Annotated in this window: 24 protein-coding genes and 3 pseudogenes; 13 read left to right on the top strand and 14 right to left on the bottom strand. The window is 57.4% G+C overall.

Annotated features, from left to right (window positions below; translation table 11 throughout):
• The first annotated feature begins 82 nt into the window (after positions 1 to 82).
• Entirely contained in the window at positions 83 to 1,234 is a 1,152-nt protein-coding gene (locus tag D1641_RS09130; RefSeq protein ID WP_347707410.1) for a hypothetical protein, read from the top strand.
• Positions 1,235 to 1,808: 574 nt separating this feature from the next.
• On the opposite strand, the gene D1641_RS09125 is transcribed toward D1641_RS09130, so the two are convergent.
• Complete coding sequence (locus tag D1641_RS09125) at positions 1,809 to 2,612, bottom strand: DUF3800 domain-containing protein (RefSeq protein WP_160664886.1); 804 nt, start codon at positions 2,610 to 2,612, stop codon at positions 1,809 to 1,811.
• 405 nt (positions 2,613 to 3,017) lie between these two features.
• Between D1641_RS09125 and D1641_RS09120 the strand changes: the two genes are divergently transcribed.
• From D1641_RS09120 to D1641_RS09110, 3 genes and pseudogenes are all read left to right on the top strand, one after another.
• The gene (locus tag D1641_RS09120; RefSeq protein WP_243149336.1) at positions 3,018 to 4,094 is read left to right on the top strand and encodes an ABC transporter substrate-binding protein; all 1,077 of its coding nucleotides are present in this window, start codon (positions 3,018 to 3,020) and stop codon (positions 4,092 to 4,094) included.
• 80 nt (positions 4,095 to 4,174) lie between these two features.
• Positions 4,175 to 4,659: pseudogene (locus D1641_RS09115) on the top strand (hypothetical protein).
• A pseudogene (locus D1641_RS09110) lies at positions 4,652 to 5,445 on the top strand (ABC transporter ATP-binding protein). The pseudogenes D1641_RS09115 and D1641_RS09110 overlap by 8 nt, the downstream one beginning before the upstream one ends.
• A gap of 224 nt (positions 5,446 to 5,669) precedes the next feature.
• Here the strand turns inward: D1641_RS09110 and D1641_RS09105 are convergent.
• The 8 genes from D1641_RS09105 to D1641_RS09070 all read right to left on the bottom strand — a co-directional run bounded on the left by D1641_RS09105 (position 5,670) and on the right by D1641_RS09070 (position 13,018).
• Positions 5,670 to 7,346, bottom strand: a complete 1,677-nt coding sequence (locus D1641_RS09105) for an ATP-binding protein (RefSeq protein WP_160664884.1) — start codon at positions 7,344 to 7,346, stop codon at positions 5,670 to 5,672.
• A complete protein-coding gene (locus tag D1641_RS09100; protein WP_160664882.1) occupies positions 7,343 to 8,017 on the bottom strand; it encodes a response regulator transcription factor in 675 nt (224 codons plus the stop codon). Before D1641_RS09100 ends, D1641_RS09105 begins: the two co-directional genes overlap by 4 nt.
• A 53-nt stretch (positions 8,018 to 8,070) precedes the next feature.
• Positions 8,071 to 8,727 carry a phosphate signaling complex protein PhoU gene (gene phoU, locus D1641_RS09095; protein WP_160664880.1) on the bottom strand — a complete coding sequence of 219 codons (657 nt, stop codon included), beginning with the start codon at positions 8,725 to 8,727 and terminating at the stop codon, positions 8,071 to 8,073.
• Positions 8,727 to 9,482 carry a phosphate ABC transporter ATP-binding protein PstB gene (gene pstB / locus D1641_RS09090; RefSeq protein ID WP_160664878.1) on the bottom strand — a complete coding sequence of 252 codons (756 nt, stop codon included), beginning with the start codon at positions 9,480 to 9,482 and terminating at the stop codon, positions 8,727 to 8,729. The genes phoU and pstB overlap by 1 nt, the downstream gene beginning before the upstream one ends.
• Positions 9,479 to 10,294 (bottom strand): phosphate ABC transporter permease PstA, encoded by an 816-nt coding sequence (gene pstA / locus D1641_RS09085; RefSeq protein WP_160664894.1) that lies wholly within the window; start codon positions 10,292 to 10,294, stop codon positions 9,479 to 9,481. Before pstA ends, pstB begins: the two co-directional genes overlap by 4 nt.
• Before the next feature lie 47 nt (positions 10,295 to 10,341).
• A complete protein-coding gene (gene pstC / locus D1641_RS09080; protein WP_160664876.1) occupies positions 10,342 to 11,211 on the bottom strand; it encodes a phosphate ABC transporter permease subunit PstC in 870 nt (289 codons plus the stop codon).
• A 63-nt stretch (positions 11,212 to 11,274) separates the two neighbouring features.
• The gene (locus D1641_RS09075; RefSeq protein ID WP_160664874.1) at positions 11,275 to 12,093 is read right to left on the bottom strand and encodes a phosphate ABC transporter substrate-binding protein; all 819 of its coding nucleotides are present in this window, start codon (positions 12,091 to 12,093) and stop codon (positions 11,275 to 11,277) included.
• 205 nt (positions 12,094 to 12,298) lie between these two features.
• Positions 12,299 to 13,018 carry a YibE/F family protein gene (locus tag D1641_RS09070; protein ID WP_347707409.1) on the bottom strand — a complete coding sequence of 240 codons (720 nt, stop codon included), beginning with the start codon at positions 13,016 to 13,018 and terminating at the stop codon, positions 12,299 to 12,301.
• A 215-nt stretch (positions 13,019 to 13,233) separates the two neighbouring features.
• Between D1641_RS09070 and D1641_RS09065 the strand changes: the two are divergent.
• Positions 13,234 to 13,476 (top strand): annotated as a pseudogene (locus D1641_RS09065) (ATP-binding protein); the annotation flags it as partial.
• A gap of 61 nt (positions 13,477 to 13,537) precedes the next feature.
• Entirely contained in the window at positions 13,538 to 13,921 is a 384-nt protein-coding gene (locus D1641_RS09060; protein ID WP_243149339.1) for an asparagine synthase-related protein, read from the top strand.
• A gap of 131 nt (positions 13,922 to 14,052) precedes the next feature.
• Here D1641_RS09060 and mnmA read toward each other — a convergent pair whose 3' ends face one another.
• From mnmA to D1641_RS09035, 5 genes are read right to left on the bottom strand one after another with little or no spacing between them, the layout of a single operon-like run.
• On the bottom strand, positions 14,053 to 15,135 hold the full coding sequence (gene mnmA / locus D1641_RS09055; RefSeq protein WP_160664872.1) for a tRNA 2-thiouridine(34) synthase MnmA: 1,083 nt from the start codon (positions 15,133 to 15,135) through the stop codon (positions 14,053 to 14,055).
• Positions 15,128 to 15,559 carry a Fe-S cluster assembly scaffold protein NifU gene (gene nifU / locus D1641_RS09050; RefSeq protein ID WP_160664870.1) on the bottom strand — a complete coding sequence of 144 codons (432 nt, stop codon included), beginning with the start codon at positions 15,557 to 15,559 and terminating at the stop codon, positions 15,128 to 15,130. Before nifU ends, mnmA begins: the two co-directional genes overlap by 8 nt.
• A 13-nt stretch (positions 15,560 to 15,572) precedes the next feature.
• A complete protein-coding gene (gene nifS, locus D1641_RS09045) occupies positions 15,573 to 16,757 on the bottom strand; it encodes a cysteine desulfurase NifS (RefSeq protein ID WP_160664868.1) in 1,185 nt (394 codons plus the stop codon).
• A 60-nt stretch (positions 16,758 to 16,817) separates the two neighbouring features.
• The gene (gene cysK, locus D1641_RS09040; protein ID WP_160664866.1) at positions 16,818 to 17,750 is read right to left on the bottom strand and encodes a cysteine synthase A; all 933 of its coding nucleotides are present in this window, start codon (positions 17,748 to 17,750) and stop codon (positions 16,818 to 16,820) included.
• 34 nt (positions 17,751 to 17,784) lie between these two features.
• Complete coding sequence (locus tag D1641_RS09035; RefSeq protein WP_160664864.1) at positions 17,785 to 18,318, bottom strand: ECF transporter S component; 534 nt, start codon at positions 18,316 to 18,318, stop codon at positions 17,785 to 17,787.
• A gap of 136 nt (positions 18,319 to 18,454) precedes the next feature.
• Between D1641_RS09035 and D1641_RS09030 the strand changes: the two genes are divergently transcribed.
• The 7 genes from D1641_RS09030 to D1641_RS09000 all read left to right on the top strand — a co-directional run bounded on the left by D1641_RS09030 (position 18,455) and on the right by D1641_RS09000 (position 25,155).
• A complete protein-coding gene (locus tag D1641_RS09030; protein ID WP_160664862.1) occupies positions 18,455 to 18,859 on the top strand; it encodes an Rrf2 family transcriptional regulator in 405 nt (134 codons plus the stop codon).
• Positions 18,860 to 18,883: 24 nt separating this feature from the next.
• Positions 18,884 to 19,783: a LysR family transcriptional regulator gene (locus D1641_RS09025; protein WP_160664860.1), complete on the top strand. Its 900-nt coding sequence runs from the start codon at positions 18,884 to 18,886 to the stop codon at positions 19,781 to 19,783.
• A gap of 94 nt (positions 19,784 to 19,877) precedes the next feature.
• Positions 19,878 to 20,912, top strand: coding sequence for a methionine ABC transporter ATP-binding protein (locus tag D1641_RS09020; RefSeq protein WP_160664858.1), 1,035 nt, complete (start codon positions 19,878 to 19,880; stop codon positions 20,910 to 20,912).
• A complete protein-coding gene (locus D1641_RS09015) occupies positions 20,905 to 21,585 on the top strand; it encodes a methionine ABC transporter permease (protein WP_160664856.1) in 681 nt (226 codons plus the stop codon). The genes D1641_RS09020 and D1641_RS09015 overlap by 8 nt, the downstream gene beginning before the upstream one ends.
• A 67-nt stretch (positions 21,586 to 21,652) precedes the next feature.
• Entirely contained in the window at positions 21,653 to 22,531 is an 879-nt protein-coding gene (locus D1641_RS09010; protein WP_160664854.1) for a MetQ/NlpA family ABC transporter substrate-binding protein, read from the top strand.
• A gap of 62 nt (positions 22,532 to 22,593) precedes the next feature.
• Positions 22,594 to 23,769 carry an amidohydrolase gene (locus D1641_RS09005; RefSeq protein WP_201757312.1) on the top strand — a complete coding sequence of 392 codons (1,176 nt, stop codon included), beginning with the start codon at positions 22,594 to 22,596 and terminating at the stop codon, positions 23,767 to 23,769.
• A gap of 117 nt (positions 23,770 to 23,886) precedes the next feature.
• Positions 23,887 to 25,155, top strand: a complete 1,269-nt coding sequence (locus D1641_RS09000) for a cation:proton antiporter (protein WP_160664852.1) — start codon at positions 23,887 to 23,889, stop codon at positions 25,153 to 25,155.
• Positions 25,156 to 25,162: the final 7 nt, after the last annotated feature.

The following is a 25,162-nucleotide window of genomic DNA, read 5'->3' as shown; positions in this document are numbered from 1 at the left end:
GGGCTAAAAAGTATCATCCAACATCAATCTCAAATCTTACGTAAAATATTTTGTCCTTGACTAAGGGGACACTTTACTACCCATACATGCCAGAAGCAAGGGGTTTTCTCCAAAGACCTATGACAGCTATGTGCAAAACCTGGAGGCACATATTTATCCGTACTTTGGCGACTGGGTCATGAGCTCCATCACGCCGCAGGCGATTGATGACTTCATTGATTACCTCCGAAGGAAGCCATGTCGCGGGAGTAAGAGCTACGGGAAAAAAGCCTCGGAGATACCAACTCTCAGCTCTCCAACGGTAAAGAAGTGCTACAACATCCTCATGCTTGGTTTTCCAACCGCTAAAAGGTGGGGCTATGTCACGGAGATCCCGGAAACCACCCCACCCTCTGAGAAAACAAAGAAGCGGAAGGCCTGGGAACCTAAGAGAGTCCTTGAGGTATTGGACAGCATTGAGAAGGATCCTTTGCTGCATCTGGCGGTCCGCCTCGGCTTTATCTGCTCCCTTCGCTCCGGTGAAGTTGTGGGGCTGGAAGCAGGCAGCATTAACTTCCGTGACCGCAGCATGTGGATCACACAGATCGTAGAGCGTGTCTCCGACGAGGCCCTGCGCGAATTGCCGGAGGAAAAAATCATCAAGGTCTTTCCGAAACATGTCTCCACTTCAAAAAGCAGACTGATCCTGAAAGACCCCAAAACAGATGGCAGCGTGCGCAAACAGTATCTGACTACTCCTTTGCTCCACGAACTCAAGGCCAGGCTGTATGAAATCGCCGCAAACAAGGCTTTCTTTGGCGAGGAATACCAGGATCACGGTCTGCTCATCTGTCAGCCGAATGGATGCCCTATCGACCCCAATAATCTTTGCAAGGCATTCAAGAAGTGGCAGACCTCCATGCACATTGAAGATCAGATTGAATTTCAAGGCCTGCGGAAGTCTGGCCAGATGCACAAGATCAGACTGTCAAAAAACAATTATCAGCTTGTCGCTGAAAGTGCCGGTCAGTCCCCAGAAGTCCTGATGAGCAATTACAATGAGGCCCTGGAGGACGAAAAGCGTACTCTGGCCCTTTTGGTGGAAACGGACTTCTATCCCAGTACATTACCTGCCTCTCCGGTTCAAGCTGGCGGGTTCGACCCGGCGCTCCTTATGGAAAAGGTCAAGTCCGATCCTGGTTTTTCCGCTCAGCTTTTGCAGCTATTGCTGAGTAATGCAGTAAATCAATCTTAGGGCAAACAGTTTTGCGTTTAGCATGATGTTTAGCAAATTCGTTTTTCTCACCGATTTTTTACAGCAACCGCAAAATGAAAAAACCCGCTATCCCTTGCGGGACAACGGGTTTCTCTGGAGCTGCTACCCAGATTTGAACTGGGGACCTCATCCTTACCAATTCTTCCCAGGTTGTTTTCTCCTGTTGTCTCCTGTTTTGTTTTAGCGCCGGGAGCCGTTGTGACACAACGGTTCCCGGTGATATTCTATTGTAGTTTCATGTTTCCTGTTCTACACTTGCGTATGGGCTTTTTTGATGCCCGTATGGGTTTTGTATGGGTTTCTACCCCATGTTGAACTCTAAACTTCTTGCATCTTTAATTCTTTTATGAATGATAAACTATTCAAAATTAAGAAAATTGTACTTTCCCATTTTCCTATTGACTTTTTTATTATTATGATATATCATAATAATTAGAAGAGATGTATATTTCTCGTCTCTTCATCGTACAATATGTCAGAAACGTCCTGCCTTTCTCGAAGCCTTGCGTTCCTATGTGGGGTATTGATGTAGAGAGGGTGGGACGTTTTCTTTTTACCTCGGTACAAATTTCCAGTGACTATACGGCAACTCCCAAGCTGGATTCTGATAATTGCGCACTCCCGTCGAAATCCCAATATTGAAATGTGGCAGTATTTCACAAATCCTGTTATTGATGTGTTTATAGAGCTTTTCTTTGGCAATCGTCCGCTTTCCCCTACACCTACTACCCATTGGCTTTTCACGATGCAGTTCATTTAGGCGAAAATACATCGCACCTAGGATAATATCAGTACATTGTAGCAAAACATGGTCATGTGAACAAACATCCGCCACATCTCCTCTTCGAATGCATAACTTGCCGCCTGTCCTGCCGGCATTCCAACTTGCTGGCAAACGCTGGACAAATTCTTTAAACTCTTTACATTTCTCATGGGTGTTAGGCAATTGATCCAAGTATATCCTTATAAAAATATCTTCTTCTGTCGCAGGAATGTCTTTCAACCCAAAAGAGTGCTTTAAGAACTGATAATACAACTTAAAATATTTGTCATCACTACGCCGTGTTGCTGAACTGGATGGTTGATCTTCATTGTTTCGGAACATGATACGGACTTTAACCTTTCCATCCCTAACAAAGTCAAAGAATAAATCTACAATTTCTATATATCGGTCCAAGTACTGCGCAGTTACTTTCGTCCATTTCAATTCACCAAATAAATTTAATTCTTTTTTCTTGGTTTCCAGCATTTCTGTTATAGGACGCCAGTCTCTGCTGTTTACAATGCAACCACCAAAAAAATCACCAAATTTCGGTCCGCTACTATTTGATTCATCGCAGTATATGATGTATTCCATATGGGCTCCTAACACGGCGTAAATCTATTTTTATTAATTCTACACCATATTCGCCTACTATGCAAGATACAATTTGAACTTGAATATGCCATGGGGAATTTTATGGCGCAGGTCATGTAAAAAGCCGTCCAGCCGGGCGGCTTACCAAATCGTAAGCCAGTGAAACGTCTGCGGTCTGGAAAGGGAAAACAGAGAAATGAGTGAGCCCAGTATTATACGGCGGGGCGAGGGGTAAGGGTCCTGTTCCAACACAGGTTACGGCGCGGGTCAATAAATCAAAAAATATAAAGGTCTTTACCGCATATTATTGTGCAAATTACACGTTGGCTTTGCCGCTTTAAAGCGTTATATTCTTAAGTGCCTGTTGCACCTTTTTGAAAAGCGAGTGTCCGGCAAACAACGCATTTGAAAAGAGGAGATCATCATGAAACAGAAAATTCTTGCCTCGCTTATGGCGGCCGCCATGCTGCTGAGTCTGGCCGCCTGCGGCGGCAACGGCGCCGCTCAGGTCAGCAGCCCCAGCACCGCCGGCACCTCCGGTTCGGCCAGTTCCGGCAGCCAGGCGCCACCGGCTCCGGCAGTCAGGCGCCCGCCGGTACTGCGGACCAGACCTTTACCATTGGCATCTGCCAGCTGGCCCCCCACCCGGCGCTGGACGCCGCCACCCAGGGCTTTAAGGACACCCTGACCGCAAAGCTGGGTGACAAGGTGAAGTTTGACGAGGGCAACGCCGGCGGCGAGGGCAACAACTGCATTCCCATCATCGACGGTTTCATCTCTGAGAACGTGGATCTGATCCTGGCCAACGCCACCTCTCCCCTCCAGACCGCCGCCTCCGCCACCAGTGATATCCCCATCCTGGGCACCTCCGTCACCGACTACGCCACTGCCTTGGGCATCGACAACTGGACCGGCACTGTGGGCGGCAATATCTCCGGCACCTCCGACCTGGCCCCCCTGGACCAGCAGGCCGAGATGCTCCACGAGATGTTCCCCGACGCCAAGAACGTGGGCCTGCTCTACTGCTCCGGCGAACCCAACTCCGTCTACCAGGTGGAGGTGGTCTCCGAGGCCCTCACCGGCATGGGCTACACCTGCGCCAACTTTGCCTTCACCGATGTGAACGACCTGGCCTCCGTCACCCAGAGCGCCTGTGACAGCTCCGACGTCATCTACATCCCCACCGACAACACCGCCGCCAACAACACCGAGGCCATCGCCAACGTGGTCATCCCCGCCGGGGTACCCGTGGTGGCCGGCGAGGAGGGTATCTGCTCCGGCTGCGGCGTGGTGACTCTGTCCATCAGCTACTACGACATCGGCGTCATCGCCGGCGAGATGGCTTACGACATCCTGGTCAACGGCGCGGACGTGTCCACCATGCCCGTCAAGTTCGCCCCCGAGGTGACCAAGAAATATAACGCCGCCAACTGCCAGGCTCTGAATATCACAGTTCCCGGCGACTACGAGGCCATCGGCTGAGCATTCGTTGAACACAGGGCGGAGAAGAGAAGATCTCTTTTCCGCCCCTGTGCTATTTTTCTGTAAAGGAGAACGCGCCTATGGAATTCCTGACCGCCCTGCTGAAATCCATGCCGGGCGCCGTGGGCCAGGGCCTGATCTGGGGCATCATGGCCATCGGCGTCTATATCACCTACCGCATTCTGGACGTGGCCGACCTGACGGTGGACGGCTCCCTGGCCACCGGGGGGGCGCCTGCGTACTGCTGGCCCTCAACGGCGTCAACATCTGGATCGCCACCCTGTGCGCCATTCTGGCCGGGATGCTGGCGGGACTGGCCGCCGTCATCATCGGGCAGGTGCTGCTGAGCAGAATTTTCCACAACTTCTCCCTGAAGCTGCTGTCCGCCGTCATCGGGGCCATCATCTACTACATGGTCATCCAGGTCGTTCTGCGGCTGGGCCTGGACCCCAACGACCTGAAGCTGCTCACCGCCCTGGTGGTGGCCGTCTTCCTGTCCATCCCCTTTTGGAAGAGCCAGTACTTTACCAAGGCCGTCCGCAAAGGAGGGACCTCCCATGCCTGAGATCAAAGAAATCTGGAAGACCTTCAACCCCGGCACCGTCAATGAGAAACAGGCCTTGCGGGGGGCAGCCTTACCCTGAAGGACGGCGACTTCTGCACCGTCATCGGCGGCAACGGCGCGGGCAAGTCCACCATGCTCAACGCTGTGGCCGGCACCTGGATGGTAGACGAGGGCGCTATCACCATCGGCGGCACCGATGTGACCCGCCTGCCCGAGTACAAGCGGGCCCCCTACATCGGCCGGGTGTTCCAGGACCCCATGCTGGGCACCGCCCCCACCATGCAGATCGTGGAGAACCTGGCCCTGGCCGCCCGCCGGGGACAACCCCGGGGGCTGCGCTGGGGCATCACCAGAGCGGAAAAAGAAAAATACCAGGCCATGCTCCACGACCTGGATCTGGGGCTGGAGGACCGCCTCACCAGCAAAGTGGGTCTGCTGTCCGGCGGCCAGCGGCAGGCGCTTACCCTGCTGATGGCCTCCCTGAAACGGCCCAAGCTCCTCCTTCTGGACGAGCACACAGCCGCTTTAGACCCCAAAACCGCCGCCAAAGTGCTGGAGCTGTCCGACCGCATCGTGGCTGAGGGCAGGCTGACCACCATGATGGTCACTCATAATATGAAGGATGCCATCGCACACGGCAACCGACTCATCATGATGTACGACGGCAAGATCGTCATTGACGTACAGGGCGAAGACAAGAAAAAGCTCACCGTCCCCCAACTGCTGGAGCTGTTCAGCAAGGTGAGCGGCTCTGACGAAGCGGACGACAAGCTACTGCTGTCTTGACGCCAAATTTGCATTGATTGCCAGAAAACGATTCTCAAACGACAGACACACATTCGCGACCCTGGCCCTCCGGAACGGCGTAGACGATGGGCAACTTTATGGCGCGGGTCATATTGTCATTAACTAGAGATAACTTATAAACGGAAAACCGCAGGCCTTGATGTAGACAAGGTCTGCGGCAGCAAAGGTATTGCTCCTTTTTTCCACGATTACTGATCTGCCGACTACAAAGGAAACACAACTGAAACAGTAGTACCGCAACCGAACTCACTCTGCAACTTAATGGTTGCACCGTGATACTGTGCGATGTGCTTGACGATAGACAGCCCCAGCCCGGTTCCGCCGGAGGCCTTCGACCGGCTCTTATCCACCCGGAAGAACCGCTCGAAGATTCTGGACTGGTGCTCCGCCGGGATGCCGATGCCCGTATCTTTGACCGTTACAACGGCCTCCTGCTCCTTTCTGACGACGGTGATCTCCACCGAGCCATTCTCCACATTATATTTGATGGCGTTGTCACAGAGATTATAAATCATTTCGTGTAAAAAGCTTCGGACGCCGCTGATGGAAACGCTCTCTCCCGAGACGGAGACATGGATTCCCTTTTCAGTGGCGCTGTCACCCAAGGCAGACGCCGCATCCTTGGCTGTCTCCAGCAGATCAACCGTCTCCCGGTCCGGCGCCGCCCCCTCGTCCAGCTGGGAGAGGTGGATGATGTCATCCACCAGCGTGACCAGCCGCGCCGCCTCCGTGCGGATCATGCCCACAAACCGGGGCACGTCCTCCGGCTTGACAAGCCCGTTTTCCAGTAGCTCAGCGCTGCCGGTGATGGACTGCAAGGGCGTTTTCAGCTCATGGGATACGTTAGCGGTAAACTCCCGGCGATTTTGTTCCGCAAATGCCTGCTCTGTCACGTCAAAGGCCAGCAGCACCGTTCCAACAAAGGCATCCTCCGACTCGATCCGGCTGATGTCAAATTGAAACTCCCGCCCGTTTCGCTCCGACCTGATCTCGCCGTGTCCTTCCTCCGCCGCTGTTTGTATGGCGAGATGCAGGTCACGGCTTCGATCTATTGTCAGGAAATCCTGTCCATCACAGGAGCTTTCCGCCCCAAAAACCTGCTGCGCCGCCGGATTGATGCTCAGAATTTTTCCCGCGTTATCAAGAAGCACAAGGCCCTCCTTCATGTGGCTGGTCACTTGCGCAAATTCATCTGTCTGTTTCTTCAAGCTGTGAAGCTGCGCGGCGATCTGCTGCCGCTGCTGATGGATGCGGCTGAGAAGGGGCGCTAATTCTTCGTAGGCGTCATTCTCCAGCGGATGATCCAAATCCAGCGAGTTAAGAGGCCGAACGATTTTCTTGGACATCCAATTTGCAAGGGCCGCAGAGAGAATGACCGCGAGAATGGCTACCAGCAAAATGGGCTGGAGCATCACCAGAACCAGCGCCAGCACCGTTGCCTGACGGATGGAGATACGCAGCACAGTTCCGTCATTCAGCGTCTTGGCATAGTAAAGCGTCCGCTCTGTGAGGGTGGTGGAGTAGCGGACGCTGCTGCTTTCCCCTTTCGCAAACGCTTCCCGGACCTCGACGCGGTCTGCGTGGTTTTCCATATTTTCCGCGGAATCCAGCGTATCAAACAGCACCGTGCCGTCAGACGCGACCCAGGTCAGGCGGTAGTCCGGGGTCCAGGCGTAGCGGTAATCGCGCTCTGACAGGTGTTCCAAATAGTTCGGGCCATTTTCCTCCACCCCGTAGGCCGCAAGCCGCAGCTCGTCTTTTAACTGCGTCTCCTGAACGGAGCCGAAGTAGTCATACAGGCATCCCATGACAATGACGAGGTTTGCCAGCAGTACCGCCGCCGCTACACACAGGATAGACCGAAAAATTTTTTTGGTCATGGTTTTACCTCCAGCCGATAGCCCACATTACGAATCGTTTCGATCATTGCCCCATAGCTTCCCAGCTTCTGCCGCAAGGTCCGAATGTGCATATCCACAGTCCTGGTTTCACCGGAATAGTCCGAATCCCAGATGCTGGTCAGGAGTTTTTCTCTGGTGAACGCGACACCGGGGGAGGACATGAACAGGCGCAGCAATTCAAATTCTTTATAGGTGAGGGAAACCCGCTCACCGCCTGCCATAACGGTATGCTCCGCCAGATCAATCACCAGATCATTTGCCGCCAGGACTTCCGGGTTTTGCCTGGGATGGCAACGGCGCAGTACCGCCTTGACCCGTGACACCATCTCCATCATGCCGAAGGGCTTGACCAGATAATCGTCCGCCCCCAGGTCCAGGCTCTGGATTTTATCGTACTCCGCCCCCTTTGCCGTTGCCATGATGACCGCGATCTCCCGGGTCGCGCTGGATTCCTTCATCTGCTTCAGCAATTCAACGCCGCTTTTTCCGGGCAGCATGACATCCAAAATAACAAGCTGGGGCAGTTCCGTGCGCAGCGCCTCCAAGAAAGAATCGCCGTCCGCAAAGCCCCTGACCTCGAAGCCCGCGCTTTGTAAAGCATAGAGTTCAAGGCTCTGGATGCTTTCGTCATCTTCTACGCAAAAAATCATGTTCTTTCCCCCTTTCTGACCGAGATCATCATACCACAAAACACTCCTTGCTATCAATGAGCCTGCATGTTCTTATTCCCGGTGACGGAGAAAATGACCCACTCCGCGATATTGACGGCATGGTCGCCAATACGCTCCAGGTATTTATCGATCATCAGCAGGTCAAGCGCGTGTTCTCCCACCATAGGAGACTCCGCGATCTTTTGGATCAGCACGGCTCTGACCTGCGTAAAATAGCGGTCAATGGTGTCATCGTGGGCAATCACGGCTCTGGCCGGCTCTATATCCTGCCGGACGTAAGAATCCACGCTCTCTGTGACCATTTTGATCGTCTCCCGCGCCATTTCGCGGATATGCCCCACATCCTCCGGGACGTAGCCCTCCGCCAGCATGGCAAGAATGATCTCCGCAATATCGGACGCCTGATCCCCGATGCGCTCCATATCGGTGATGATTTTCAGCGCGGCGGAAATCTGCCGCAGGTCACGGGCCACCGGCTGCTGTTGGAGCAGCAGCTTCAAACACAGGCTCTCAATGTCCCGCTCCATCTGGTCGATCTCCCCGTCCAGCGGCCCGACCTTCTCCGCCAAGGTCTTGTCCCCCTCGGTCAAAGCCTTTGCCGCCAGGGAGATCGCTTCCTCACACAGTGCGCCCATCTGAATCAGCTCATTTTTCATCAGGGCAAGCTGCTCGTCAAATTTGCTCCGCATTATCCAAACCTCCCTGTGATATAGTCCTCCGTTTTCTGGCACTCCGGCCGAGAGAACAGCTTTTCTGTCTCACCGTATTCAATCAATTCCCCCAGCAGGAAAAAAGCGGTATAGTCCGAAATGCGGGCGGCCTGCTGCATATTGTGGGTCACGATGATGATGGTATATTGCTCCTTCAGGCCCATGGCCAGCTCCTCGATTTTGGAGGTAGAAATGGGGTCCAGGGCGCTGGTGGGTTCGTCCATCAACAGCACCTTCGGCTCCACAGCCAGGGCGCGGGCGATACAAAGCCGCTGCTGCTGGCCGCCGGACAGACCCAGGGCGTTCTTCTTTAGTCGGTCCTTTACCTCGTCCCAAATGGCCGCGTCCCGGAGGGAGCGCTCCACAAGTTCGTCCAGCCTGGCCTTGTTACGGACGCCGTGGGTCCGGGGGCCGTAGGCGATGTTGTCATAGATGCTTATGGGGAAGGGGTTGGGCTTCTGGAACACCATGCCGATCTCGCGGCGCAGCAGGTTCACATCCAGGCCAGAGGCATACACGTCCTGCTCCCCATAGCGCACCTCGCCGGTGATCTTCACGCCGGGGATCAGATCGTTCATCCGGTTCAGCGTTTTCAGAAAGGTGGACTTCCCGCACCCGGAGGGGCCGATAAAGGCGGTAATGTTCTTTTCCGGGATCGCAATATTGATATTGTGCAGCGCCTGGGCTGTCCCATACCACAGGCACAGGTCCTTGGCGGTAATCATACTGCTCATAACGCGCTCCTTTTCTTAAAGTACCGGCCAACCAGGACTGCGGCAAAATTGATGGCCAGAGTCAGCAGCATCAGGATGGCGGCGATGGCGAAGGACGCCTCCTTGGCCCCGGGCCGGGGTTCGTTGGCGTAGAGGTACAGCGCCACGGTGAGGGTGGCTCCCGGACTGCCCAGACCGGAGAAAAAGCCGTTGAGGGCGTGGGCAAAGCCCGCCGTGAACAGCAGCGCCGCCGATTCGCCCATGATCCGGCCCGCCGACAGGATGCAGCCGGTGATGATCCCGTCCACACAGCCGGGAAGCACTACCGTGCGTACCACCCGCCACTTCCCGGCCCCCAGGCCGAAGGCCCCCTCCCGCAAGCTTGTGGGCACCGTTTTCAAACTCTCCTGGGCGGTCCGCATGACGGTGGGCAGATTCATGATCACCAGGGTCAGAGCGCCGGCCAGCAGGCACTTGCCGAAGGTGTTGGCGAACACCAGCATCCCCACCAGCCCGAAGATGATGGACGGGATGCCGGACAGGGTTTCGGCGGCGTACTCAATGACCGCCACCAGCCGTTTGCTGGCGGCGTACTCTGTCAGATAGATGGCCGCGCCTACCCCCAGGGGCAGAACGATCAGCAGCGTGGCCACGATGATATAGACTGTGTTCAAAATATCCGGCAGGATGCCGATGGTATCATTCAAATAGCTGGGTTTGGTAGACACCAGCTCCCAGGTGAGGCTGGGCACGCCCTTGCACAGCACAAAGCCGATGAGGAACAGGGCCAGGCCGCAGGTGAGCGCCGCCGACAGGACCATCAGTCCTTTCATCAGGCCAATATAGAATCGTCTGCCAGAGGAAATGGTCGTGTTCAAGCTTAACCCTCCTTGTCCCGCTTGAGGAAGAAATTCAGCGCCGCATTGATCAGCATGATGAACAGGAACAGCACCAGGGCGATGGAGAACAGTGCCTGCCTTTGCAATCCGCCGGAATAGGCCATCTCGCTGGCTACCGCCGTGGTGAGAAACCGGACGCTCTGGAACAGGGCCGGCATATTGGGCACGTTGCCCGACACCATCATCACCGCCATGGCCTCCCCGATGGCCCGGCCTACCCCCAGCACCACCGCCGCCGCGACGCCGCTTTTGGCCGCCGGTGCGGATACCTTGAAATACGTCTCAATGGGGGTGGCCCCCAAGGCCAGGGAGGCATCCTCGTACTCCTTGGGCACCGCCTCCAGGGCCGTGACGGACACCTTGATGATGGAGGGCAGGATCATGACGGACAGCACGATCATTGCCGCCAGCAGGCTGGCCCCGTCCGGCACATGGAACAGCGCTCGGATACCCGGCACCAGCACCAGCATACCTACCAGGCCGTAGACCACCGAGGGAATGCCCGCCAGCAGGCTGACAGCGGATTCCACCACCGACTTCACCTTTGCCGGGGCCAGCTTGGCCAGATACACCGCCGTGAAGAAGCCCACCGGCACACCAAAGAGGATGGCCCCCGCCGTACCGTAGACGCTGGTGAGGATAAAAGGCAGGATGCCGAAGGACGGTTCTTTCGCCGTGGATTCCCAGGTGTCCCCCAACAGGAAGTCCAGCAGGCCGATCTGCCGGATGGCGGGGATGCCGGACAGGATCAGATATACCGTAATCAGCAGGACGCAGCCCACTGTGACCAGCCCCAAGAGAAGAAAGATCCCGTGGATCAGCTTTTCTATAAAACGTTGATGTTTTCCCATAAATTGTGCCTCCTAATGGGTAGGAGCGGCGGCAGAGAAAGCCGCCGCTCCATGAGGGGGGGGTCAGTTTGCCGCTACCGCGCCGGCCTTGTTGATGAGAGGGGCGGCGTCGGCGGAGGTTGCGAAGTCGAAGAATGCCTGGGCCGCCTCGGACAACTTGGCGTCGGTCTTTGTCACCAGCACGAAGGGGCGCTGGATGGCGTAGCTGCCATCCTTCACGGTCTCCTCGGAGGGGGCTACGCCGCCCACGGTGAGGGCGCGGACGCTGTCGTCCAGGCTGGCCAGGGAGGCGTAGCCGATGGCGTCCGGGTTTTGGGCCACGGCGGTGATCACGTTGCCGGTGGAGGTGAGTTCCTGGCGGTACTGGCACTTTTCTTTGGTATCGGTGATGGATTCAAAGCCCTCCCGGGTGCCGCTGCCGGCCTCCCGGCCAATGAGGACCACCGGTGCGTCATTGCCGCTCACGTCCTTCCAGTTGGTGATCTCGCCGGTGTAGAGCCTGGCGATGGTGTCCACGTCCAGGTCGGAGATCGGGTTGTCCGGGTGGACGATGACCGCGATGCCGTCCAGGGCCAGAATGGTTTCCGTCAGTCCGCTGTTTTTTTCGTCCTCTTTCAGGGCGCGGCTGGACAAGCCGATGTCGCAGCTGCCCTCCTGGACAGCCTGGATGCCGGGGCTGGAGCCGGTGGGGTTGTAGGTAAAGGTCACGCCGTCGTTCTGCTCCATGAACGCCTCGCCCAGCGCGCCGATCACCTTCTCCATGGAGGTGGAACCATCGGTCGCCACGGTACCAGAGAGCTTCCGGGAACATCCGGCCAGCATAGACGCAGCCACGGCAGCAGCCATGACCAGGCCAAGCAATTTCTGTGTTTTCTTTTTCATGACAAATAACTCCTATTCCTGTTTGATTTGTAGTGTATCCCGGGGGATCGGCGATCCGCCTGCCTATCCTCCCGTCCACAAGAATAAGGATACCGCCTGAATGTAAAATGCGAAAGGCAGCTTTGGTAAAACCTGTGTAAAGTTTAGTATTTTGCCGATGTGCTCTATTGCCCCATGTCATCCCTGCCGCCATGGGCAATATCAATCACGCACCCGACAACAGGAACATTCCGGAACACAGAGCCGTAAATGGGGCCACTGTCACCAGCCCAAAGGAACCGATCACGGTATGCAGCAGCTCCGCCGCAACATATTTGTAATTGAAGACATTGGTCAGCGGCGTTCCCTGGGCCATGAACACCATCAGCAAAGCTACATACCCGCCGGAGTATGCCAGCAGCAACGTGGTAGTCATCGTTCCCATGGCGGCCCGGCCCACATTCAGACCGGATTGAATTGCCTCCTTGCGGCTGAGTGCCGGCTGTTTCTGAACGACCTCATAGACAGCGGAGGTAATATCCACGGACAAGTCCATAACAGCCCCTGACGCGCCGATAAAAATTGAGGCCATAAAAATCTGTGTCAGGTTCAGATGCTGGTATCCGGCATAGAGCAGGCTCTCCGAGTAAGACATAACCGCTCCGTGGATCTGGAAAAGATTTGTAAAAACCACGCCCATCATGCAAGTGACCAGGATGCCCAGGAAGGAACCGGAGACTGCGGCGGCGCAGCGGCGGTCGAAACCATATACCAGGCTGACGATCAAGACCGTCAGCGCCAGAGTGATCCCCAGTCCCACCCAAATGGGATTCCACCCCTTCAAATAGAGTGGAACAAGCACCTTCCAGATCATCAGCACGGACAAGATGAAGGAAAGTACCGCTAACAGTGCATTATGACTGATTGAAGTCCAAGACCAACATATATTTTTCGCTTTGCTTTGTTCACCATGACATTTTCAAAAACTCATAGTTTCGTCCAAAAATCGGCTTTCATGTGATGCCTCTGATTTGCTGTAATTTGTTAAACTCCGAAATACGGATAATCGTGGCACCTTTTTCGCCCCATCTCCCAACCACCGAAAAGGCCATATGCTCCATGTTGTCGTCCTCAAAAAAGATACCAAGTGACGCCGGCACAACAGTTACCGTGAAAGACACTGGAATCGGGATTCCCCCGGAGTATCAGGCAAGGGTGTTTGAACGGTTTTTCCGGGTGGACAAGAGCCGTTCCAAGGCCTCCGGCGGCACCGGGCTGGGGCTGTCGATCGTCAAACATATTGCGCAGTATCATCACGCCGGTCTCGATCTGCATAGCACTATCGGGGAGGGAACTGATATTTCGATTGTATTTCCCGATATAGGAACACATCTCGCCTGGTAACGATCAATATTTCCAACCCAATGCTTTCCAACCGGAACGGGACCGGGCGCATGTGGAAATCATGCTGTCCGCCCACCCGGAGTTGTATCACACCTTTTTGGAGTGCGGCGAGGAGTGTTTGGCCCAATTGCTGGACAATGCTGTGGACGCCAGGGACTTGCCGGGTATGGCGGATGTGGATGCGTCTCTGCTCTACTTCTGCCGCTTGGTTAAGGAGCACAACAAAGTTGCCCTTACCGGCGAGTGCGCTGATGAGATATTCGGAGGCTACTCCTGGTTCTATCGCTCCGAACTGACAGAGGGGGAGGAGAAGGTGCTGCTTTGGAACGCCTTTGGCGGACTTTTGCCCCAGGCCCTGCTCCATCGGAAGAAGAGCCCTTACCCCAAGACCTATAGCCCTTGTTTACGGCAAGCCCTCAGCTTCTGGCATACCTGGTACAGGTAAACACCTGGATGGAGCGGTATCATATAAGCATATGAAGTCTGCGAAGAAAGATGATTGTCGAACAGCGGCAGGACTTGATAAACGCTGATATCGTTTGAAACAGATTTGGAAAACAGCTCCTATATACTCCATTAAAATTGCACCGTTTTCAAAATCGTTCCACCACCTACAACTATATCACCATTATATAGCACGGCCGCCTGTCCTGCTGTGACAGCCCGCTGAGGTTTATCAAATAAAAGCCGAATTTTCCCGCTTTTATCAGGATATACTGTGGACGGCTGCTCAGTTTGCCGATACCGAATTTTCGCATAAACCCGCATTGGCCCAGACAGATGATCGATTGCAATCCAGTTCACATCATCCGTCCTTAATTCCCGGCTATACAGTGACTGCTCCGGGCCAACCGTTACGGTATTCGCTGCCATATCCTTGCGGCAGACATAGACTGGCTCGTTCAAGGCAAGGCCCAGTCCTTTCCTCTGTCCTGTCGTATATCGAACAGCGCCCCGGTGCTGCCCAATCACATGACCTGACAGATCAAGGACATCGCCAGTTGGATAGGGTTTGCCTGTATACTGTTCCAGAAAGGCAGCATAATCTCCGTCCGGGATAAAGCAAATGTCCTGACTATCCGGTTTTTCGGAATTGCAGAATCCTTGAGCTTCCGCAATTCTCCGAACTTCTGATTTGCTCAACGCTCCCAGGGGAAAGCGGATATGGGCCAGCTGCTCCTGCGTCAGCATATACAGCACATAACTTTGATCTTTGCTTTTATCCAGGGCTTTTTTCAAGATATACCGGCCATTCTGTTTCTCAATCCGGGCATAGTGCCCGGTGACAATGGCCTCGCAGCCCAGCTCCCTGGCCCGCTGAAAGAGGCGTTCAAATTTCAGATAGCGGTTACAGTCGATACAGGGGTTCGGGGTCGCTCCGCTCTCATATGCGGCAGCGAATCGGTCGATCACCTGAACCTTGAAGTCTCTGGAAAAGTTGAACACATAGTAAGGGATGCCCAGGCGTCGGGCCACGCTTCCGGCACCCTCCACATCGTCCAGAGAACAGCAGGTCTTTGCTCTGCTGACTCCAATATCCTCGTTTTGAAACAGCTTCATGGTAACACCGATACAGTCATAGCCCGCCTGCTTGGTCAAAAAGGCGGCGACGGAAGAATCCACGCCGCCGCTCATGGCAATCAACGCTTTCTTACCCATGACAGCCTTCGCAGGAGCCGCAGTCAGGGAAGTCCTTCGGGTCATAGGCGATCCCCTGCCTGTCATAGTAGTCCTTCACCGCCGCCCGGATAGCCTCCTCCGCCAGGACGGAGCAGTGGAGCTTGTGGGCGGGCAGGCCGTCCAGCGCCTTGGTGACCGCCTGATTGGTGAGCTGAAGAGCTTCGGAGAGGGGCTTGCCCTTGATAAGCTCGGTGGCCATGGAGCTGGAGGCAATGGCGGAGCCGCAGCCGAAGGTCTCAAACTTTACGTCGGACACAATGCCATCCTCAATTTTGAGGTAAATCTTCATAATATCCCCGCAGAGGGCGTTGCCCACCTCGCCCACACCGTCCGCGTCCTCGATCACACCCACGTTCCGGGGATTCCGGAAGTGGTCCATGACCGTTTCGCTGTAGAGTGCCATAATAAACTCCTCCTTACAGGACAAATTCTTTCTTTCCGCTGACCTTGTCCTTCCACAGCGGCGACATATTGCGCAGATAGGCCACGATCTCCGGGACGGCCTTCAAAATCGCGTCCACATCGGCCTCGGTGTTCTCCTCGCACAGGGACAGCCTCAGGGAGCCGTGAGCCACCTCATGAGGCCGCCCGATAGCCAGCAGGACATGGCTGGGGTCCAGGGAGCCGGAGGTGCAGGCCGAGCCGGAGGAGGCGCAGATGCCCCGGTCGTCCAGCAGCAGGAGCAGACTTTCCCCCTCAATGCCCTCAAAACAGAAGTTGACATTGCCGGGGAGACGGTTTACCGGGTCGCCGTTGAGGGCGGAGTGGGGGATTTGAGAGAGGCCGGCAATGAGCCTGTCTCGCAGGACGGAGACCTTGGCGGCGTTTTCTGCCATGTGGGCGCAGGACTCTTCCAGCGCCGCCGCCATGCCCGCAACGGCCGAGACATTCTCCGTCCCCGCCCGTTTGCCCCGCTCTTGGGCCCCGCCCTCAATGAGGCTGGTCAGCGGTACCCCCTGCCGGGCATAGAGTACGCCAATTCCCTTGGGGCCGTGGAACTTGTGGGCGGATAGCGACAGCAGGTCGATGTTCTGTGCCCTTACGTCGATGGGCAGATGTCCCGCCGCCTGTACCGCGTCGGTGTGGAAGATGACCCTCCGTTCCCGGCACACCGCGCCGATTTCCGAAACAGGCAGGATGGAACCGATCTCGTTGTTGGCGTACATGATGGTGACCAGGGCGGTGTCCTCCCGAATCGCCTCCGCCACCTGATGGGCAGTGACGGTTCCCAGCGGGCCCACGGGGAGCAACTCCACCTCAAAGCCCTCGTCCTCCAGCCTTTTCAGGGTGTGCAGGATGGCGTGGTGCTCAAAGGCGGTGGAGATGATATGCCGTTTCCCCCTCCGGGCCCCCAGTAGGGCGGCGGAACGGATGGCCTGATTGTCCGCCTCGCTGCCCCCGGAGGTGAAGGTGATTTCCTTGGGGGAGGCCCCAATGCAGGTTGCGATCCGCTCCCGGGCGTCCTCCAGGGCTTCCTTTGCTCTCTGGCCCAGCCCGTACAGGCTGGAGGGGTTGCCCCAGGTGTCCCGCATACAGGCGGTCATGGCGTTGATTGCGGCCTCGCCCATTTGGGTGGTGGCCGCATTGTCTGCGTAGATCATAGCAATATCCTTTCTGAACAGGAACACGCCGGTCAAGACACCAGCGTGTTCGTTCTATGCTCAATCTTCAAACAGCGGTGTGGACAGGTAGCGGTCGCCGGTGTCCGGGAACAGGGCCACGATGGTCTTTCCCGCGTTTTCGGGCCGCTTGGCCAGCTCAATTGCCGCGTGGAGCGCAGCCCCGGAGGAGATGCCCACCAGGATACCCTCCTTGCGGCCCACCAGCCGCCCGGCAGCAAAGGCGTCCTCGTTGGACACGGGGATGACCTCGTCGTAGACGGCGGTATCCAGTACCTCCGGGACAAAGCCCGCGCCGATCCCCTGAATTTTGTGAGACCCGGAGCGGCCCTCGCTGAGAACGGGGGAGTCCTTGGGCTCCACCGCCGCCACCTTTACCGCCGGGTTTTGCTCCTTCAGATACTGGCCCACGCCGGTGATGGTGCCGCCGGTACCCACGCCCGCCACAAAGATGTCCACTTTTCCGTCGGTATCCTCCCAGATTTCCGGGCCGGTGGTGGAGCGGTGGGCGGCGGGATTGGCCGGGTTGACAAACTGGCCGGGGATAAAGCTGTCGGGGATCTCCTTTGCCAGCTCCTCCGCCTTGGCGATGGCCCCCTTCATCCCCTTGGCCCCTTCGGTGAGTACCAGCTCCGCGCCGTAGGCCTTCATCAGTTGGCGGCGCTCCACGCTCATGGTCTCCGGCATGGTGATGATGATGCGGTAACCCCGGGCCGCCGCCACGGAGGCCAGGCCGATCCCGGTGTTGCCGGAGGTGGGCTCGATGATGACAGAGCCGGGCTTCAGCTTGCCGCTGGCCTCCGCCTCGTCGATCATCGCCTTGGCAATGCGGTCTTTTACCGACCCGGCGGGATTGAAATACTCCAGCTTAGCCAGGACGCAGGCTTTCAGCCCCGCCTCCTTCTCAATGCGGCTCAGCTTCAGCAAGGGCGTCTTGCCGATCAACTGGTCGGCGGATGTGTAGATATTGGACATATATATGACCTTCTTTCTTTATATTTGTGTTTTGCTAGATGGAGCAGGATTGACACCACCGGTCCCAGATTTTTGCAATGCGGCAAGGAAAACAAATCACGATACCGCAGACAGCGCCCACAGTGGCCTGCAATATCTGGAAGGGAAGTTTTAAGATTGCATACTCAGGAGTGCTGTACAGGAAGGCTCTGCCCAAGGAGTAGCCCACTACCATGATGATCGCTCCAAGAGTTACACCAAGTACGGCCCCGCTGAAGCGTTTTTGGGGTAGAGCGTGGGCGCAGAGGGAGATAACAGCTGCCTGCAGTCCGTGGGTGACCAGCGAGACAAACATAGGGGCCGGGTAGAAAAACATATCCCCCAGGAACGCGCCGATCCCGCCCACCGCGAAAGCACACAACGGGTCCAGCAGGATCGCGGCGGTACAGATCACAATATCGTTCAAGTAGAGACGTCCGCCCGGCACCGGCATCCCAAAGGAACTGAGGGCGATATTCATTGCCATAAAGACAGCGGTTACGGTCAGCCAGCGAACGGGGGCACGCTGGCGCAGAGATTCAGATTTCACAGTGTATTCCTCCTTTTTATCCCCGCGTTTCCGATGTAAATATATTCCTATATACCCACTTTGTCAATAGGTATATTTCTGTTTCTTGAAATCCTATTTACCTTGTGGTATAATAGGATGAAATGGGGGGATTTTTATGATGATTTCCACAAAGGGCCGGTATGCGCTGCGGTTTTTGGCGGATGTGGCGGAGCATCAGGGCAGCGGATTTGTGCCGTTAAGGGATGTGGCCGCCAGGCAGGAAATTTCGGAGAAATACTTGGAAATCGTGGTGAAAGAGCTGGTAAAGGGCGGGCTGCTCGACACTTTACGGGGAAAGGGCGGCGGCTACCGGCTGAACCGGCCACCGGAGGAGTACGGTGTAAAGGCTATTATTGAGCGTATGGAGGGGCCGCTGGCCCCTGTTGCCTGTTTGGAGCCGGGGCAGGATATCTGTCCCCGGAGCAAGAATTGCCGGACGCTCCCTCTTTGGCAGGGACTGGATAAGGTAATATCTGACTATCTTACTCAGTTCACCCTGGCGGATCTCATTCGAGAATAATCATTTGAAGGAGAAAGAAGTACTATGACGCTCCAGCAGCTGAAATATATCATTGCTATTGCGGACAGCGGCTCTGTCAACTCGGCCGCCAAAAACCTGTATCTCTCCCAGCCAAGCCTGTCCAGCGCCGTGAGGGAGCTGGAGGAGGAAATAGGCTTTGAGCTCTTCCACCGCTCCAACCGAGGGGTCACCATCACGGCGGAGGGGGAGGAGTTCCTCAACTACGCCCGGCAGGTGTGCCAGCAGTATGCCCTGCTGGAGGACCGCTTTGTGGCGGGGCGGTCCAAAAAGAAGTTCTCCGTCTCCACCCAGCACTACACCTTCGCCATCAATGCCTTTGTGGAGATGGTGCGCCGGGTGGGCATGGAGGAGTATGAGTTCTCCATCCTGGAGACCCGGACCTACGAGTGCGTGGAGAACGTCCGGGACCACAAGAGCGAGCTGGGCATCCTGTACCTGGACGAGTTCAACGAGAAGTACCTGACCAAGCTTTTTGACGAGAACAACCTGGAGTTCCACCCCCTGCGGGACTGCGCCACCTGCGTCTACCTCTGGGGGGAGCACCCTCTGGCCCGGCGGGAGCGGGTGACCATGGCCGACCTGGAGCCCTACCCCTGCATCGCCTTTGAGCTGGGCAAGGAGAACTCCCTGTTCCTGTCGGAGGAGGTGATGAGCACCTACCGGTACCGGCAGCTCATCCGGGTGGCCGACCGGGCCACGGTGCTCAACCTGATGAAGGGACTCAACGGCTATACCCTGTGCTCGGGCATCATCTGCCGCCCCCTCAACGGCTCGGAGTTCACCACCGTTCCCCTGGCGGAGGGGGGCGTGATGCACATCGGCTATATTCAGCGCCGGGGCAGCCAGCTCAGCCGGCTGGGGAAGCTGTACCTGTCCGAGGTGCGCAAGTCCATTTTGTTATAGCTTTTTCCTATAGCCCGCCCCTGTTTTTGGGTATTAACACCCGGGGCGGGTTTTGTGCTATTCTTTGAACACGTCACAGGAAAAGAGGAGCGTTATGATTCAACTGGAACATGTCTCAAAGCGCTTTGAGACAGGCAAACAGACGGTGGAGGCGGTGAAGGACGTGAGCCTCCACATAGAAAAGGGGACCATCGCCGGCATTATCGGCTTCTCCGGGGCGGGCAAGTCCACCCTGGCCCGGTGCATCAACCTGCTGGAGCGGCCCACTGAGGGAAAAGTAATCGTAGGGGGCGCGGAGCTCACCGCCCTGAGCGAGCGGCAGCTGCGGGAGCAGCGGAAGAAGATCGGCATGATCTTTCAGCACTTCAACCTCTTCGCCTCCCGGACGGTGTACGACAACGTGACCTACCCTCTTCGGGGGAGCGGAAGGAGCAAGAAAGAGATTGAGGACAAGGTAAAGCCCCTGCTGGAGCTGGTGGGGCTGTCTGACAAGGCGGACGCCTACCCCTCCCAGCTGTCCGGGGGGCAGAAGCAGCGGGTGGCCATCGCCCGGGCTCTGGCCAGCGACCCGGAGGTGCTCCTCAGCGACGAGGCCACCAGCGCCCTGGACCCGGAGACCACCCAGTCCATCCTCCGGCTTCTGAAGGAGGTCAACCGCGCCCTGGGCGTCACCATCCTGATCATCACCCATGAGATGCAGGTCATCAAGGAGATATGCAGTCAGGTGTATGTGATGGAGGGCGGCAGGATTGTGGAACAGGGGGACGTGTTTCAGGTGTTCGCCGTCCCACGGCAGGCGGTCACCCGCCGGTTCGTGGACAGCACCTCCCACCTCTCCCGGATTCAGGAGCTGCTGGACGACCCCGCCCGGCCCATCAAGCTGAACCCCGGGGACTATCTATTCCGGCTGAACTACCTGGAGCGCAGCACCTCTGAGGCGCTGATCTCCAACATCTCCCGGCGGTTTGAGCTGGATGTGAATATCCTGCTGGGCAGCATCGAGCTCATCGACGGCAATCCTCTGGGGGGCCTGGTGGTGGTCGCCGGGGGCGGCCACGACAAAATCGCCGCCGCCGCAGAGTACTTATCCAAACGAAACGTGCAGGTGGAGGTGATTTCCCATGGCTGAACTGCTTAATCAGATCATCCCCGACGTAGTGGCCCGGTCGGACCAGCTGTGGCGGGCCTTCTGGGAGACCATCCAGATGGTGGGCATCTCTGGGGCCATCTCCCTGGTGCTGGGCATCCCCTACGGGGTGCTGCTGTTCACCACCAGAGAGGGGGGCGTGCTGCAAAACCGGCCGGTGAACTTTATCCTGGGCCGCGTCTGCGACTTCTTCCGTTCCATCCCCTTTATCCTGCTGGCCATTTTACTGCTGGGGCTGAGCCGGCTGGTGGTGGGCGTGGCCATCGGCGTGCGGGGGGCCATCATCCCCCTGGTGTTCGGCACCGTCCCCTTCCTGGGCCGGCAGACCGAGAGCGCCCTGGCCGAGGTGCCCGCCGGCCTCATTGAGGCGGCCGAGGCGATCGGCTCCTCCCCCTGGGAGATTATCTGGCGGGTCTATCTGCGGGAGGCTGTCCCCGGCATCACCCGGGGGGTGACCATCACCATCGTCTCCCTCATCAACTTTACCGCCGTAGCCGGGACCCTGGGGGCGGGCGGTCTGGGCAACTTCGCCATCATGTACGGCCACAGCAAGAACCTGCCCCAGATCACCTGGACGGTCATCCTGATCATCGTCGTCCTAGTGAGCGCCGTCCAGTTTGTGGGCGGCTATATCGCCAAGAAAGCGACCCATTAAAGCGTCTGTTCTCCCGCCTTTGAACCGGGATAATGGAATATTTGCCCCATTAAAGGAGGAGCTTAAAATGAAAAAGAAGAACGTTTTTGCCCTTGCGCTGGCCGCGGCCCTGGCCCTGTCCCTGACGGCCTGCGGCGGAAAAGATAGCGGAAACGGCGGCGGCTCCAGCCCCGTGTCCGGCTCCACCCCCGGCTCCGGCTCTGCCGCCCCGTCTGCTGAGCCCACTGTAGTCAAGGTGGGCGTGGTGGGGGCCAACAACCAGCAGTGGAACACGGTCAACGAGCTGCTGGCCAAGGACAACATCAAGGTGGAGCTTGTGGAGTTTGCCGAATACAAGCTGCCCAACAACGCCCTGGACGCCGGGGAGATCGACCTGAACGCCTTCCAGCACAAGGCTTACCTCCAGAAGGAGATCGACGACCTGGGCTATGATGTTTCCATCCTGGGCGACACCATCATGGCCCCCCTGTCCCTGTACTCCGATAAGATCACCGACGTGAACCAGCTGAAGGAGGGAGACAAGATCGCCGTCCCCAGCGACCCCACCAACGAGGGCCGGTGCTTTAAGATTCTGGAGTCCGCCGGCGTGCTGGAGGTGGACCCCGCCGCCGGCTACATGCCCGAGCTGAAGGACATCACCGCCAACCCCCTGAAGCTGGAGTTTGTGGAGGTGGAGGCCGCCAACACCGCCAGCCTCCTGCCCGACGTGGCCGCCGCCTTTGTCAACGGGGCCCACGCCATCGACAACGGCCTGAACATCGACGAGGCTATCTACGTGGAGCAGGTGGAGCCCGGCTCCGACAACCCCTACATCAACATCATCGCCTGCCGCACCGCCGACCTAGACAATGAGGTCTATCAAAAGGTGCTGGCCGCCTACCAGTCCGAGGAGACCGCCCAGGCCATCCGGGACATCTATCAGGGCACCTACATCCCCGCATTTTAAGCAAGATACAGTTCCCGCCCCCTCGGAGGGCGGGAACAAACATAACTTTGAGGTGAATCAATATGGCCATCCATCCGCTGATTGAACAGGACAAGGACTACATCATCTCCCTGCGCCGCTGGTTCCACAGCCACCCGGAGCTGAGCATGAAGGAGTACAACACCGCCGCCAGAATTGAGGAGGAGCTGAGCGCCCTGGGCATCCCCACCCGCCGGGTGGGGGAGACCGGGGTGCTGGGGGTCCTCAAGGGGCGGAAGGGGCCGGGCAGAAGGGTGGTCCTCCGGGCGGACACCGACGCCCTGCCCATCCAGGACGAGAAGGCCGTCCTCTACGCCTCCCAGTGCCCCGGGGTGATGCACGCCTGCGGCCACGACGCCCACACCGCCGCCCTCCTGGGGGCGGCCCGGGCGCTGAAAAAGCTGGAGGACAGCCTCTCCGGAGAGATTGGCTTCGTTTTCCAGCCCGGGGAGGAGTATGGCAAGGGGGCCGTCCTCTTTCTTCAGGACGGGGCCTTGGAGGGGGCGGACCGCTCCTTCGGTGTCCACATGCAGTCCAACCTGCCGGTGGGGCAGGTTGCCATGAATCTGGGGGCGGAGAACGCCTCGGTGGACCACTTTACCATCCGGATACACGGCAGGAGCGCCCACGTCTCCACCCCGGAGCTGGGGGCGGATGCCCTCTACGCCGCCGCCCAGATTGTCACCGCCCTCCAGGGCCTGGTGGGCCGGCTGAAGAGTCCCACCGACCCCGCCCTCATCGGCGTGGGGGTGCTCCGGTCCGGGGAGGGGTACAATATCGTGGCCCGGGAGGCGGTGATCGAGGGCACGGTGCGCTGCTTCTCCCAGGAGACCCGGGCCATGATAAACGGCAAGATCGCCGATACCGCCCGGGGAGTGGCCGCCCTGTACAACACCACCGCTGAGATCGAGACCGAGTCCTTTACCCGGGCCCTCATCAACGACGCCCGGGTGTACGCTGAGACCGCCCCCCTGGTGGAGAAGGTGGTGGGCAGGGGGAACCTGGTGGTCAAGGAGCTGTCCCTGGGCGGGGACGACATGGCGGAGATCATGGCCGTGGTCCCCGGGGTCTACGCCTTTGTGGGCAGCGGCAGCGAGGCCGTCCCCGGCTCCCGGCTGGCCCATCACACCCCGGGCTTCGATATCGACGAGAGATGTCTGACTATCGCCGCAAGTTTATATGTAGAGTCGGCTCTGTTTTGGCTGAAGCAACGGACATAGTACAAAAATTTTGCAGTCTGCCGCCTCTGTTTTCATATAAAAATCCTCTTGTAAATTCAAGGAAAGGCGCTATGATAGCTTTGCATTTATTCCATATTCTGCAAGGGGGAATCGGCGATGTCCTATCACTATCTATTGGATCTGGCTTTGATTTTATTGAGTACCAAGCTGTTGGGGATCGCAACAGGAAAATTCCAAATGCCGCGGGTGGTGGGCGCGCTGCTGGCCGGGCTGATCCTGGGTCCTGCGGCGCTGAATATTCTGTCAGAGACTGCGTTCCTTTCCCAGCTGAGCGAACTGGGCGTCATCGTGATTTTGTTCACCGCCGGAATGGGCACCGACCTGCGTGAACTGCGCGGCGCCGGAAAGGCGGGCTTTTTGGTGGCGCTGTGCGGCGTGCTGGTACCCATGCTGATGGGCACAGGCTTTGGCTGGCTGGCGGGACAGGCAGGCTGGCTGCCGGGAAATACCTTCCTGGAAAACATCTTTTTAGGCACGGTACTTACCGCGACCTCTGTGAGCATCACAGTAGAGACGCTCAAGGAGCTGGGGCACCTGGACACCCGGGTGGGCAGTACGATCCTGGCCGCCGCCCTGATCGACGATGTGCTGGGTCTGGTGGCGCTGACCGTGGTGTCCAGCATGGCGGGCGGCGGAGGCAGCCTGCTGCTGGTGCTGCTGAAGATTGTGTTGTTTTTTGTCTTTGCCGTCGCCGCCGCGCATGGAAGCATCCGGCTGTTTCGCCGGATCATTGCAAGCGCCCACCAGAAAAACCTCCGGCGCTATCCGGTTTTTGCTTTTGTGCTCTGCCTGCTGCTGGCCTACTGCGCGGAGGAATTTTTCGGTGTGGCCGACATTATCGGGGCCTTTGTCGCGGGGCTGGTGGTGGCCTGCACCCCCAAGGACGGTTACATCCGCTCAAAGTTTGAGCCCCTGAGCTACCTGCTGCTGACCCCGGTGTTCTTCGCGGGAATCGGCATCAAGGTGGAGCTGCCCCAGCTGAACGGGACGCTGGCGGTCTTTTCCCTGCTTCTTCTGGCGGTGGCAGTTTTGTCCAAGATCATTGGCTGCGGCCTGGGAGCTAAGCTGTGCGGCTTTGACGGAGCGGAGTGCCTCCAGGTGGGAACCGGCATGGCCTGCCGGGGTGAGGTAGCTCTGATCGTGGCCAACCGGGGGTTGTCTATGGGGGTGCTCAGCCAGGCTATGATGACGCCTATCGTAATCACTGTGGTGGGCTGCGCAGTGCTGACGCCGGTTTTACTAAAGCTGTGCTTCAGCGGACAGCCCAAGAGTACAGCGGCGGGCAATGCACTGGCTGACCACTACCATAAGGCGGAGCAGCTGGAACTTATGTCCGATGAGATGCTGAGAAAAAAGCCTCAGTGAGGCATTT

This window comes from Colidextribacter sp. OB.20 (genome assembly GCF_009911595.1).
Taxonomy (GTDB): Bacteria; Bacillota; Clostridia; order Oscillospirales; family Oscillospiraceae; genus Lawsonibacter.
This window is presented reverse-complemented; position numbering and strand designations above follow the sequence as displayed.